The following is a 13,317-nucleotide window of genomic DNA, read 5'->3' as shown; positions in this document are numbered from 1 at the left end:
TTCTCATCAGAGAATCGGCTCTTTTATTAGAGAAGGCTTCAGGAATGTTCCGAATGCCCCGCTCTGCTTACGACCGCCATCCTGGTACACACAGCGCCCCTTGCTGTAGGTCGCAGCAATTCGGTATGGAAAGGTGCGGCCTTCATACAGGCTTTGCTTATGTTTGGAAAACATCGTTTCTTTTGTGACGGTAAAAGGTTCCGGCCGGACAATGGCAAAATCAGCGTCAAATCCTTCTTCAAGCCGGCCTTTATTCGTTAAACCGAAGCGCTCGGCCGGTGCTTCGGCCGTCCATCGGGCCACATGTTCAAACGGAATCCCATGATCGATCGCTAATTGAATCATGCCGAGAAGCGTAAATTGGCCTCCGCTGATCCCGCCCCACGACAGGAACATATTATCCTCGCGTTTCAAAGACGGATGACAGGGAGAATGATCCGAAGACACCATATCAATCAGGCCCTCAGCCAAAACCCCGATCAATTCCTCTTTATCAGCCTCTGAGCGGAGCGGCGGAGCGCATTTGGCGGCCGCCCCTTTTTTGAGGAAGTCTTCAAAGCTGAATAATAAGTAGTGCGGACACGTTTCAACGGTGACATCCAATCCGTCTTTTTTCGCCTGCTGAATGGAGAGCACGGCCCGTTTCGTGCTGATATGTACAAAATGAAGCGCGCATCCCGTCGCTCTTGCATACTCAATCGCCCGCTGCACAGCCTCGCATTCGGCCTCTTCCGGACGTGAGGAAGCGTAAGCGCGGGCATCAATTTTTCCTTGGAGCGCGTACTCGGCTTCAAGGAATCGGGTGAGGGCGTCGCTTTCTGCGTGCAGGGCCAAAACCTTGCCGCACGCCGCGATTTCCTTCATTCCCTTTAAAAGAGTCCGTTCATCGGCTGATTGAAATTCATCCGTTCCCGATTTAGACAGAAACGCTTTAAACCCGATTGCCCCCGCTTCTGCCATCGGCCGGATATGTTCGGTATATCCGGGCATCAAACCGCCCCAAAGCGCAAAATCAACCGCTGACTTCCGTTCGGCGATTTCCGCCTTTGCCAGCAGGTTTTCAGCAGTTACCGTCGAAGGGATGCAGTTAAGCGGCATATCAAAATAAGACGTACAGCCGCCGGCAGCCAGCATGTTTGAGCCGGTTTCAATGCCTTCCCATTCTTCGCGGCCGGGTTCATTGAAATGCACGTGACAATCGACCGCTCCCGGAAACACATACATGCCGTCCGCCTGCACCACTTGTTCCGCGTTTTCGTCAATGCCGGGCCCGATCAAGGCAATTTTCCCGTCCTTGACGGCGATATCAGCCCGCTCTGTTCCGCCTTTTCGCACAGCTTTCGCACCCTTTACAATTACGTCATAGGCCATTTTATCTTCCTCCCTGTAAGGATGACGATTTTCTGTCAGTTTTTATCACAACATGCGTCTATGATTGCCAGTTTACTGCTACTATGATCGTAATACATCAGCAAAACCGCTATAATTTTTGATGATTTTTATTCATATTAACCAATGGTTGTCTTTAGAACCTGAAAGGAGATTGACTGATGAACATTTATGATGTGATGAAGATTCCCGCTTATGAGCGGGCGGCATTAATCGCAGGCAAGTCCGGCGGCTGGAGGGAGGTGCAGCACGTCAACATGATGGATGCGCCGGACATCGCTGATTTTTTACATAAAAACGAATTGCTCGTCACCACGGCTTACCACTTGAAGGACCGCCCGCAGCTGTTGAAAGATTTGATCCGCCTCATGGCAAAACGGGGCTGCGCGGGACTGGGGATCAAAACGAAACGTTATCTTAATGTCATTCCGAAAGATGCCGCGGAGCTTGCCGACCGGTATGAATTTCCGATTATTGAGCTGCCGGAAGACATCAGGCTCGGAGATATCGTCAACGCCACACTGAGCCATATTCTTGATATGCGTTCAAATGAGCTCCAGCAGGCCATTTACGCCCATAAAAAATTCACAAACCACATCATGAGCGGCAAGGGGCTTCAATCCCTGCTCAAGAAGCTCTCAGACATTCTCCGGCATCCCGTGCTGCTTCTGGATCAGCATACAAAACTCTTATCATCGTCCCACCGCATATCCATTGACACGTCTTTATTGAAAAACATCTGTTATTCCCTTTCCGGGCCTTATTTCACCTGCTTTTCCATGCTGTCCGACAAAAAGGCGTATTCTGTCCTTCCGATTCTGAACGTTGAAAAAAACTGCGGTTATTTGGTGATTCCGGAGCTGGTGCAGACCGCTGATAAAGGCATGATTTTGACAATTGAACAGGCGGCCAACGTCATTTCCTTTGAACTGCTGAAAGAAAATGCCGTCAAACAATTCGGCAGACGGGCGCGCAATGAATTTTTCAGCAATTTCATCGACCGCTCGTTTACCGGCCATGAAGAAATCAAAAGCCGCGCCAAAGAATTCCGGCTCCGCTGGGATCAGAAATACATGTGCATTTGCGGAAAACTCGACCGAAATGAGAAAACGATCAGCTTTACCGAAAATCAGCTCGTTTCCGATCATGTATTTGATCTGCTTGAAGGGGAGCTGTCATCCTTTCCGTTTCCCCCTCATCTCTTTATTAAAGGAAATGTCGGTATTCTTTTAATTGAAGCGACAGACAGCTGGAATGAAATGCACGCGTCTGTCATCAGCTTTTTGGAGCAGTTTCAAAAGCAGGTCCGGACGCAGTTTAAACGGACTGTCTCCTTCGGCATCTCAAACATATGCCAAAAGCTGATCGACGTCCCTGACGCTTTTACCGAAGCTTCAGACGCCATTTCATCCGGGCATTTGTCCAGAAGCGCGGAGTTTATTCAAATCTATCATGCCAAAGACGTGCCGGAGCTGCTCCGCCTGCTTCCCGCGGAAGATGTGAAAAAGTTTTACGAAGCCACCCTCCAAAGCCTGGCCGACCGGCAAAAGGAGGACCAGAGCCTGCTTCATACGCTGTCTGTTTATCTGGAGACCCACTGCCAGATTTCAGAAACGGCTAAGCGCCTGTACGTCCATCGAAATACGGTGATCTATCGTTTAGAAAAATGCGAGGAACTGCTCGGCAAAAGCTTAAAAGATCCGGAAACGACGATGCGCCTGCGGCTCGCGCTGAGAATGCAGCGGCTGATCGGTTAAGGAATCGCCAGAGACAAGGATGCGGGTGTTCTCCCGCATCCTATTTAAGGGGGATTCATTCAGCTACATTCTCAAAATGCTGCTATCAAAATCTGCTTCCACTGATATCATCAGCCGTTAGTTATGATTTTCAGCAGACTCTAATCTAAACTAAAAAAGCCTTTCCGAAGAAAAGGCGTAAGTCGTTCAAGTTTGAAGGCGATCTGAAGCTACTTTGATTGTATCTTGTGCTTGTTTTTCTACTGAGTTCATACCCAACCCACATACTAAAGTCAATGACAGACCCAGGACGATGAAAATGCTTTTTTTAAAATTCATACTGGCACTCTCCTTCTTAGGTTTGATTACGATCAGACGAAACTTGATATGATCCATCAAGTGAAACAGCCGATGTTGCTAGACCGACCCCTGACATTAAAACGACAGCCGACACAATGATAAATACGCCTTTTCTAAAATTCATACAGGCATTCTCCCCTCTGAATTTGTTTTTGCGTTTGAATCATTTTTTGATGATAAAAATAAGATTTGTCATATTGCTTTGACTCTGCATAAACAGCAGCCGTATCAAGAGCAATATCTTCTACATACGAATAGTTTTTATTTTTCTCAAGGTAATCAATTGTTTTTTTAATTCCCATTTGGTCTATTGCATTAATATATAAAGCCTCCAAATATTTTTGCAGAGATTCAAACAGCTTATCTCCTTGAAATATCGCTGATGAAAGTCCCTTTTTGCTGATTTGAATCGCCTCGCTTGTTTTCCCTTGTTTAAATAGAAGCTTTGCGTATGTAAACAAGGAATGCGGAAGGTTACCCAATTTATACTTCTCAGATATCTCCGCTGCTTTTTTTAAGTAGATTTCAGCTTTATTGTATTCTTCTAAGTCTCCGTAATTCTTTCCTATGTTGTAATAAGCAGAACTGAGCAGCCTTTCATTATTGTTTACTTGTTTCGACAACTCTAAAGCTTTCTCTAAATGCGGCAAGCTTTTTTCATAACGTTTAAAGTCTACATAGTTCCCTGATATGACAAATAGACATTGAATTTTCCGGACCTTATACAACTCATACTGATCGTAAATATCGAGCGCTTGCTTTACGTGATGCATGGAGACGTGGCTTTGTTTCATACCGTAATATGCTTCAGCCAGTTTAAAATGAAACTCCGCTCTCTCAATTTCATCATGCACATGAACGAGTTGTTTTTCAGCCTCTTTATAAAAGCCGATCGCCTTTACATACTGCTTTTGATCAAATTCATACATGCCGCGGAAAAATAAAGAATAATAGAACAGCAGGCCGGAAATTCCTTTATTTGATGCTTCGATTTTTTCCAGCAGCTCGTCAATTGTCGGTCTCACGCGGGTAGTCACCGGTTCTAAATAATCCAGCATAAGCTGATGGCGGAATTTCATGAGGGTGTAGTAAATCAGTAGATACTCGTCTTCTTCCATCTCATTTATTTCTTGTTCCACTTCCGCTTTCAAAATCTCCGCATCCGGAACACTGAACTGACGTATCATTTTGTACCATTCATTAATCTTAACGCCAACCTCCGATGATGGTAAAACAGAACTCACAAGGCCACTCCTCCTTTTATATCATATTCTAACATTTCCAAAATTATGTATATCCGCAATAAAACCGCAAAATTTCATTCGTCTTGATCATAAATCTTAGTTTGAGTTTTAAGTCTACAACAAAAAAAGCAGGCCTTATGCAGCCTGCTTTTTTTTGAGAAATTTATCTAAGATGAACATAAATAATGTGAATAATAGAGACATCATCAACATGTCCAGTATAGTTGCATTAGAATTTTCTTTTACTAAGAAGAACCAGAGAAGCTGTAAAACGAAAGAAATCACAAAATACAATATGTACCTGATACTATTCATGTCAAACCATCCCTTCAATGATCCTTATTGTCCTATACAGCGTACACTGAACCATGCTGGAACCTCCTGGTAATGATGAGTAAATATATGCAGAATGAACTGGAGCTGATCTAATCACCTAAACTTATTTTAAAATTTCAAAACGTGCAATTTCCCACTCTTTGTTTGCTTTTAGCGGGATTGTTTTTACCTTTTTGCCTGATTTCCAATCATAAGACGTGATGTCTCCAAGCTTGTTATCGCGCTGGATATCAAAGTTTTTGATTAAAACATACATCTCTCTGTCAGTGAATTGAACATCATTCATTAATTTGTTATCATCCCCAGCATAAAAATCAAAAGATTTTTTCTTAACCATTTTTTTATCAAACACCTGCAGCTTCCCATCAAAAGAAACGGCTAGAACCTGATCTTTTACTATTTTCAATTTTGCAGGATGAAACCCTTTCTCCATCTCGACTTCTTTTTTCACCTTTAGCGTCTCTTTGTCTATTAATATGAGCTTAGAATTCTCTTTCTCATTCACGTTATCATTAACTGCCAGTACAAATGTATTTTCATCTAGAGCTTGGAATGCATCCTTTTCATCCATGAAGTATATCCCTTTATTCGGTATGGATGCCTTGTTCTCTTGCTTATTTGTCTCTGGGTTAATTGAAAGGATGGACATACTTTCTTCATCACTTGAAATGACATAAATTTTATTTTTAGCGACGATTGCTGATCCAAGTTCTCCGTCAAGCTTTATTTGTTTCTTGTTTTTTCGGCTGTTTTCCTTCCAATATACCAATTCACTCTCCAGCCCTTTGTCTGTATATCCAACGTTAATGTCATGGATGATATAACCGTCAGAACTTCTTATAAAGAAAGCACCTTCATCCTCAGTTGTTTTTGACAAACTCTTTTCATTTATTTTGTTTATTGTTCCGGTTTTATTGTCTATCATCAAGTGATTATTGCTTCTATTTGATGAGAAGTACGTATCGTTTTTGTTATGTGAAGATATCGTGAAATTTATGCCATCTTTCAATTCCAAGCTATCCATTTTAGTACCATCTTCACTGTAAACCCCAATCTCACTTCCCCTATCTAAAGTGTTGGAAAAACCAACAATAAAACTCGCATTGTCAATATCCTTTAATACAGTCTTTTGATTGCTGCTTCTTTCCTCTTTTTCATTCCCAGTTGGGATGAGACCGCAAGAGGTTGTGACGATCAGTATACACATGAAAATAAACAGGGTTTTAAGTCTATTCATTTTTTTCCTCCCTATGAGATAGTAAAAAGCCTCCGGATATCCGGAGGCTTTTGATTCTTATCCTTGCTGCGTGAACGGCCGGGTCTGTGTCTTTTTGCCCCAGCCAAGCGCGGCCAGAAAACTGATGGCGAGAATGGCCGCTCCCAGCATATACGGAAATTCCATATTTACATCAAAGAGAAAACCGGCGGCTGACGGTCCGGCGATATTCGCTAAGCTGATGAATGAGGTGTTCATCCCGCCGGCAAACCCCTGCTGGTCACCGGCGAGCTTCGACAGCATCGTATTAACCGCCGGCCGGAGCAGCGATGTCAGCGTAAGGAAAAAGATTGCCGCGGCAAAAACAGTCCAATATGAACCAGCAAACCGGCACCACACAAGTCCTGCAGCCGCCCCGATCAACGTCACGTTAATGACGCGTTTTTCCCCGAACTTGCGGACGAGATAACTGACGCCGACCGCCTGCACAAACACGCCGATGAGACCCGCAGCCGTAATAATAAAGGCAATATCAGAGGCTTTAAATCCGTGTTTATGGTCAACGTAAAGGCCGAAAACGGATTCAAAGTTCATAATTCCGAAGTTCAGCACAAAAACCAGAATCAGCATAAACGCGAACGGCGATTTGAGCGCGCGTGACATTTGCTTAAACAGATGCTCACGTTTTTCCGTTTTAGCCCGGGCTTCCAGCTGCTTTTCACGCCCCAGCGTTTCGGGCAGAAAGAAAAATGAAAGCACCGTTGAAAAGCAGGCGAGACTTGCGGACACGATGAACGGCACAGACATGCCGTAATGAACCAAATAGCCTCCGACACCGGGCCCGATGACAACACCGAGCGTCATCGCCGCGCTGAACAGCCCCATTCCTTTCCCGCGTTCTTCTTCGGTCGTAATATCCGCAATGTAAGCGAACATTGACGGCATTAAAAACGCCGCGCCCATTCCGCCCAAAAGGCGGGATGCGAACAATTGCCAGAGGCTTCCGGCAAAGGCGAAGATCAATTGTGACACGGCAAAGGCGGCGATGCCGAAAATAATCAGTTTCCGCCGTCCGTATTTGTCGGTTATTTCCCCGGCAATAGGCGCAAATAAAAGCTGTGTAAGCCCCGCCGCCGCAACAAGCAGACCCATCGTGCTCCCCGTCGCGCCGAATTCGGTAATATAGGTGGGCATAATCGGAATAATCAATCCGATTCCAAGCATCGCAATAAACATATTCAGCATTAAAATTGACAATCGGCCTATGTACGCCATGATTTCTTACCTTCTCCCCAGACAAACAGATGATCATTCCATATTTGTCATTTTTTATACCATCCAGTATAACGGGGAAAAGGGAAAAAAGTCCAGATGATTTCAATCTCGTTTTCATGTCTCATGACAGCACACCGGTTTCAGCCGGCAGATCATATATGTTAAGGGCCGCCTGCAGCGCTTCCCCGGCTTTAACGGCAACGCCGTGTCTGATCAGAACCGCTTCAAGTCCGGCCAGCACAAACAGTACATTTTCCTTTCTGCAGCTGTAGCCCATCGTTCCGATTCGCCAAATTTTCCCCTGCAGCGGACCGAACGAGCTGGCGATTTCAATTCCGAATTGAGACAAGAGCATCTTTCTGATCGATTCGCCGTCTGCTTCCGGCGGAATCTGCACACATGTGACGACAGGCAGCTTCGCCTCCGGATCGCCGAATAAATCAAGGCCCATCGCTGCAAGTCCCGCCGTAAGCGCTTTTTCATGACGCTGATGCCTGCGGAACCGTTCTTCAAGTCCTTCTTCCAGGACAAGACGCACACCTTCCCGCAGCGCATAAAGCATTGCTGTCGCTTCTGTATGGTGATTCAGCCTTCTTTCACTCCAATAATCTTCGAGCTGGCTCAGATCAAAATAGTTGCTCGTAATGGGCCGATGACCGGACAGCATGTTGCCGTCAGCCGCCGTTGCAATGCCCCGTTCTACCTTTTTACGCGCGGCAATGACAGCTGCCGTCCGGTCATTATAAGTAATCGGCGCCATTCCGGAAGGGACCGATAGGCATTTTTGCGTTCCCCCGATGACTGCGTCAATCTTCCATTCATCCGTTTTTACGGCGCAGCCTCCGATCGTGGCCACGGCATCCACGATAAAGAGTGCGTCTTGGGCGCGGCACGCTTCCCCGATTTCTTTCAGCGGGTGAATCCGCCCCGTTGATGTTTCTCCGTGCACCATAGCGACGATTTTCGGGGAAATCTTTTTCATCTCGCTGATAATCTCGTCAGGCCGGAAGACCGTTCCCCATTCACACTCGATCGTATGAACGTCCGCTCCGTATCGCTCGGCGATTTCAGTCAGCAGATATCCGAAACGTCCGTATATCGGAACGAGCACACTGTCGCCCGGTTCTATCACACTTGCGAGAACAGCCTCAATCCCCGCTCTTGATGTGCCGTCAATCGGATAGGCCCAGCGGTTTTCCGTTTGAAACAATTCACGGAGCATTTGCATCGTTTCGTTCATGATGCCGGTAAATGCCGGGTCAAACTGGCCGATGATCGGAGCGCCCATCGCCCTCAGCACTCTCGGTTCAGCTTCTGTCGGTCCCGGTGTCATAATGGTTCTTTGCGGAATGCACAATTCTTTTCTGGTCGGCACGCCGATTCCCCCTTTACGTTAATAGGCAAGTTTATGTAATACATTCGCCAGCGTAAGGACGCCGGTTTCAAGCTGATGTGCGGGTGTGAATTCAAGCGGCGAGTGGCTGATCCCGCCACGGCTCGGCACAAACAGCATGCAGGCCGGAAAGGTTTTGCCGAGCATCTGGGCGTCATGTCCCGCTCCGCTTACGATCTTCTCCGGGTCCGCCCCCTGCTCTTTTGCAGCCTCTGCTGCGGTTCGCGTCAGTTTCTGATTCATTTGAACCGGCTCTATCCTCATATATTCATCAATAACAGGTCTGACTCCTTTGCTGCGGCTGATGTTTTCAACAATCGATACCAGTTTCTGATGGAAGGCTGCCAGCACGTCTTCCTGCCGGTGGCGAATATCAACGGAAAACTGGATACGGCTCGGAATGACATTCGCCATATTCGGTTCAACCGTCATTTTCCCGCACGTCAGGCGGAGCTCTTCCGGCTGTCTTTCCGCTGAAAGCATCAGTTCGTGGATGATGCTGCTTCCCGCCGCGAGCGGGTCTTTCCGCCATTTCATCGAAGTGGTGCCGGCATGGTTGCATTCACCGTCAAGCGTAACGGTATAGCGTCTCTGTCCGGCAATCCCGGTGACAATCCCGATATCCTTTCCTGATCGTTCAAGCGTTTGCCCCTGTTCAATATGAATTTCCAGAAAGGCTTTGATATCAGTGCGCAGCGGTGCTGGATAACGGCCTGCACCGAAGCCGTTCTGCCTCATGGCTTCTTTCAGAGAAATGCCGGATACGTCTTTCGGCGTTTCCGCATCTGAAAGCGAGAAAGCACCGGTGATATTGCCTGAGCCCCAATAGGTGATGGGAAAACGGCTCCCTTCCTCTTCACAGAGCGACACAGCCTCCAGCGTTTTTTTCGGACGCCCGCACGTCTCATGCAAATGCCGGATCGCCAGCATGCCCGCCAGCACGCCGAACGCACCGTCATATTTGCCGCCGTCAATAACAGTGTCAATATGCGACCCGGTCAGAATCACCTCATCAGGCGATTCTGTGCCATTCAGCCGGCCGAATACGTTACCGACATCGTCAAATGCCGTTTCCAGCCCGAACGCCTCCATTTTCTTTTTGACGGCAAGCTGGGCGTCCATCCATTCTTTCGTATATAAAAGCCTCGTCACTCCGCCGGAAGCGGAAGCGCCGAATTGAGACAGCCATTGTATATCATCGGAAATCCCGATATTCGCCGCCGAAAGCTGCTGGTGTTCCATACACGCCCTCCTTTTTAAACTGCCGACAAGATGATCTTCATTATAGAAGGAGCGCATAACGAGTTCATTATCATATCTTCCAAAAAATCAATGATTTTCCGGATACTTTGACCAATAAGCCGAAGGAACCATTTTTCAAAAAAGATAGAATATTAGATTTATTTTTTGGATAATAGAGGTAAAGGAGGGCAAGTCATGACAAAAAAACTTTGGTTTCTGCCGATTGTCTGCCTGTTTTTCATTTTTGGATGGGCCGCGCCGTCAGCCTCTGCGGGCGCGCCGGCTGACACGAATCTGTACAGCCGAATGGCGGTTTCAACTGCCGGCGGCACAACTCTTTTTCCGCAAACTGCCTCAGCTGTCATCACTCCGTCTGCGGATACGGACACATATTACAAAGAAGCTTCCGGAAAAAGCGGAACGGCCTTAAAAAGCGCCCTGCACCGCATCATCAGCGGACATACAAAGCTGTCTTACAGCCAAGTATGGAATGCATTGAAGGAAACTGACGAAGATCCGGCAAATCCGAACAATGTCATCTTGCTCTACACCCAGGAATCACGGGCCAAAAGTAAAAACGGCGGCAGCGTCGGGGACTGGAACCGTGAACACGTATGGGCAAAGTCACACGGAAACTTCGGAACAGCTGCCGGCCCCGGGACGGACATTCATCATCTGCGCCCTGCAGACGTCCAGGTGAACAGCGCCAGAGGAAACATGGATTTTGATAACGGCGGCTCAGAATACCCGAAAGCGCCGGGCAATTATTACGACGGTGATTCCTGGGAACCGCGCGATGAGGTCAAAGGAGATGTCGCCCGCATGCTGTTTTACATGGCGGTGCGTTATGAAGGAGACGACGGGTATCCCGACCTTGAGCTGAATGATAAAACCGGAAACGGCTCAGCTCCTTACATGGGAAAACTGTCCGTTTTGCTCAAATGGAATCAACAAGACCCCGTCGACAGTAAGGAAAAACGGCGGAACGAAATCATTTACGAAGACTATCAGCATAACCGCAATCCGTTTATCGACCATCCGGAATGGGCGGACGAAATCTGGTAATCGTATCATAAGAAGTGATAAGGGAGCCCCGATCATCAGGCTCCCTTTTTCAATATACGGCGTTTTTAGTGTCGGCATCAAAAAAGACGGCCCGGTTCATATTGACCGCAAGCAGAATGGCATCGCCGGGTTTCACCTGTGAAGCGCCGTCAAGACGGATCGTCATGCGGTCACCTCCGCTCACCGCATGAACGTACATCTCCGCGCCTAAGTTTTCACATACTTCCGCCACAGCGCGGCACGCCGCTTCAGGCGGGTGCTCTGATTGTCCGGCAAGCGTCAAATGCTCCGGACGCAGCCCCGCAATCATCTCCTTACCGCTGTATCCTTTCTGCACAAGAACGGCCGCTTTTTCTTTCGGAATGGGCAGACGAACGGACGAACCGGCAAAATACCATTGCCCGTGACTTTCTTCAATGACGCCTTTTATAAAATTCATACTCGGAGAACCGATAAAACCCGCCACAAACATATTCGCCGGATAATGATAAATCTCATGGGGGCTTGCGGCCTGCTGAATATCTCCTTCATTCATCACGACAATCCGGTCGCCCATTGTCATCGCTTCCGTCTGATCATGCGTCACATAAACGATGGTCGCTTTCAAACGCTGATGGAGCTTGCTGATTTCGGCGCGCATCGTCACTCGCAATTTCGCATCTAAGTTGGAAAGCGGCTCGTCCATCAGAAACACTTTCGGCTCCCGCACGATCGACCGGCCGAGCGCAACCCGCTGCCGCTGCCCGCCTGAGAGAGCCTTCGGTTTCCGCTTGAGCAGATGCCCGATTTCCAAAATATCAGCGGCCGTCCGGACTCGCTCTGCGATTTCTTTTTTCGGCAGCTTTCTGAGCTTCAAACCGAACGCCATATTATCAAACACCGTCATGTGGGGATACAGCGCGTAATTCTGAAAAACCATCGCGATATCACGATCCTTCGGGGGCAGATCGTTTACCGCGTCTCCGTCGATATAAAGCTTCCCCTCAGAAATGCTCTCCAGTCCGGCAATCATTCTGAGTGTCGTAGATTTGCCGCAGCCGGAGGGACCGACAAGCACCAGCAGCTCCTCATCCTTTACATCTAAGTGAAAATCCTTCACTGCCGCCGATTGGGCGCCGTATGTTTTTTTGATATGGTCAAATGTTAATGATGCCATTCGAAACCTCCTCCAATACTGGAAACCGCCACATCTTTCTGTTATGTTAAAAATGTTCGGGGTTTCTGACAGATTCATAAATGAAAAGCAAATTTGTATTATAACGTCATAATACATATAATAGTACTACTACTTGACAAAGGAGGTCCGTCCCATTGTTAAATAACGGGAGCTCGAAACCTTTATATATTCAGCTGAAACAAATTATCGCGGACGATATCAAGAAGGGCGTTTATTCGCCGTCCGTAAAACTGCCGACTGAAAATGAGCTGTGCGAAACGTACAACGTGAGCCGCATAACGGTCAGGAAGGCCATCCTTGATCTTGTGGAAGAAGGCTGGCTCGTCCGGCAGCAGGGAAAGGGAACGTTCGTTAAAAGCCCTAAACTGAAGCGGGAGCTCATCGCGGTCAACGGCTACTCTGAATTTATGGAATCAACGGGGAAAAAACCGAAACACCAGATCCTTTCTCATGAAATCATTGAAGCGCCTAAATCCATCGCCCAAAAACTTCGCGTCGCTTCCGAAAGTCCCGTTCTTGAATTAAAACGCATTTTATTTCACGACGACCAGCCGCTCTCATTCGAAATCGCCCACTATCCGCTCAGTTTATTTCCCGACATCGGCAAGCATATTAAAGGCGGCGTGTCGATGCATGACATTTTGAAACAGCACTATCAGGTGGTGCCCACCCATAATACGAAGCTGTTAAATGTCGTATACGCCAAGCAGGAAGAAAGCCGCTATCTGGCTTGTGATATCGGGGATGCGCTTTTTGAAATTGACAAAACCGCTTTTATGTCAAAAGACCAGCCGATATACAGCTCGCTGTTTTTAATGCATACCGACCGCGTCACGTTTACCATTAACAGTCCCTATGCGTAACAAGTATAAAAAACGAGACAA

Annotated in this window: 11 protein-coding genes; 3 read left to right on the top strand and 8 right to left on the bottom strand. The window is 47.3% G+C overall.

What is annotated here, in order from left to right:
* Positions 1–6 precede the first annotated feature (6 nt).
* Positions 7–1,371 carry an allantoinase gene (locus RUW00_RS12485; RefSeq protein WP_280144599.1) on the bottom strand — a complete coding sequence of 455 codons (1,365 nt, stop codon included), beginning with the start codon at positions 1,369–1,371 and terminating at the stop codon, positions 7–9.
* Between the two features lie 179 nt (positions 1,372–1,550).
* On the opposite strand from RUW00_RS12485, the gene RUW00_RS12480 reads away from it, so the two are divergent.
* On the top strand, positions 1,551–3,146 hold the full coding sequence (locus tag RUW00_RS12480) for a PucR family transcriptional regulator (protein WP_280144600.1): 1,596 nt from the start codon (positions 1,551–1,553) through the stop codon (positions 3,144–3,146).
* Between the two features lie 186 nt (positions 3,147–3,332).
* On the opposite strand, the gene RUW00_RS12475 is transcribed toward RUW00_RS12480, so the two are convergent.
* From RUW00_RS12475 to allC, 6 genes are all read right to left on the bottom strand, one after another.
* Positions 3,333–3,464 carry a hypothetical protein gene (locus tag RUW00_RS12475; RefSeq protein ID WP_021494572.1) on the bottom strand — a complete coding sequence of 44 codons (132 nt, stop codon included), beginning with the start codon at positions 3,462–3,464 and terminating at the stop codon, positions 3,333–3,335.
* A 134-nt stretch (positions 3,465–3,598) separates the two neighbouring features.
* Positions 3,599–4,729 carry a response regulator aspartate phosphatase gene (locus RUW00_RS12470; RefSeq protein ID WP_110124335.1) on the bottom strand — a complete coding sequence of 377 codons (1,131 nt, stop codon included), beginning with the start codon at positions 4,727–4,729 and terminating at the stop codon, positions 3,599–3,601.
* Between the two features lie 439 nt (positions 4,730–5,168).
* The gene (locus RUW00_RS12460; RefSeq protein ID WP_280144601.1) at positions 5,169–6,302 is read right to left on the bottom strand and encodes a hypothetical protein; all 1,134 of its coding nucleotides are present in this window, start codon (positions 6,300–6,302) and stop codon (positions 5,169–5,171) included.
* Positions 6,303–6,359: 57 nt separating this feature from the next.
* A complete protein-coding gene (locus RUW00_RS12455) occupies positions 6,360–7,556 on the bottom strand; it encodes an MFS transporter (RefSeq protein ID WP_094296266.1) in 1,197 nt (398 codons plus the stop codon).
* Between the two features lie 121 nt (positions 7,557–7,677).
* The gene (locus tag RUW00_RS12450; protein WP_396334719.1) at positions 7,678–8,889 is read right to left on the bottom strand and encodes a pyridoxal-phosphate-dependent aminotransferase family protein; all 1,212 of its coding nucleotides are present in this window, start codon (positions 8,887–8,889) and stop codon (positions 7,678–7,680) included.
* A 60-nt stretch (positions 8,890–8,949) separates the two neighbouring features.
* The gene (allC, locus tag RUW00_RS12445) at positions 8,950–10,191 is read right to left on the bottom strand and encodes an allantoate deiminase (protein WP_280144603.1); all 1,242 of its coding nucleotides are present in this window, start codon (positions 10,189–10,191) and stop codon (positions 8,950–8,952) included.
* Positions 10,192–10,386: 195 nt separating this feature from the next.
* Here allC and RUW00_RS12440 point away from each other — a divergent pair, with 195 nt between their 5' ends.
* Entirely contained in the window at positions 10,387–11,256 is an 870-nt protein-coding gene (locus tag RUW00_RS12440) for an endonuclease I family protein (protein ID WP_007410107.1), read from the top strand.
* 49 nt (positions 11,257–11,305) lie between these two features.
* Here RUW00_RS12440 and RUW00_RS12435 read toward each other — a convergent pair whose 3' ends face one another.
* Positions 11,306–12,412, bottom strand: a complete 1,107-nt coding sequence (locus tag RUW00_RS12435) for an ABC transporter ATP-binding protein (RefSeq protein ID WP_280144604.1) — start codon at positions 12,410–12,412, stop codon at positions 11,306–11,308.
* Between the two features lie 155 nt (positions 12,413–12,567).
* Between RUW00_RS12435 and frlR the strand changes: the two genes are divergently transcribed.
* The gene (gene frlR / locus RUW00_RS12430) at positions 12,568–13,296 is read left to right on the top strand and encodes a transcriptional regulator FrlR (protein ID WP_012118372.1); all 729 of its coding nucleotides are present in this window, start codon (positions 12,568–12,570) and stop codon (positions 13,294–13,296) included.
* Positions 13,297–13,317 lie beyond the last annotated feature (21 nt).

It is taken from the genome of Bacillus sp. IS1, from assembly GCF_032461585.1.
GTDB lineage: Bacteria > Bacillota > Bacilli > Bacillales > Bacillaceae > Bacillus > Bacillus velezensis.
The sequence above is the reverse complement of the archived record's forward strand: the minus strand, read 5'-3'. Positions and strand labels throughout refer to the sequence as shown.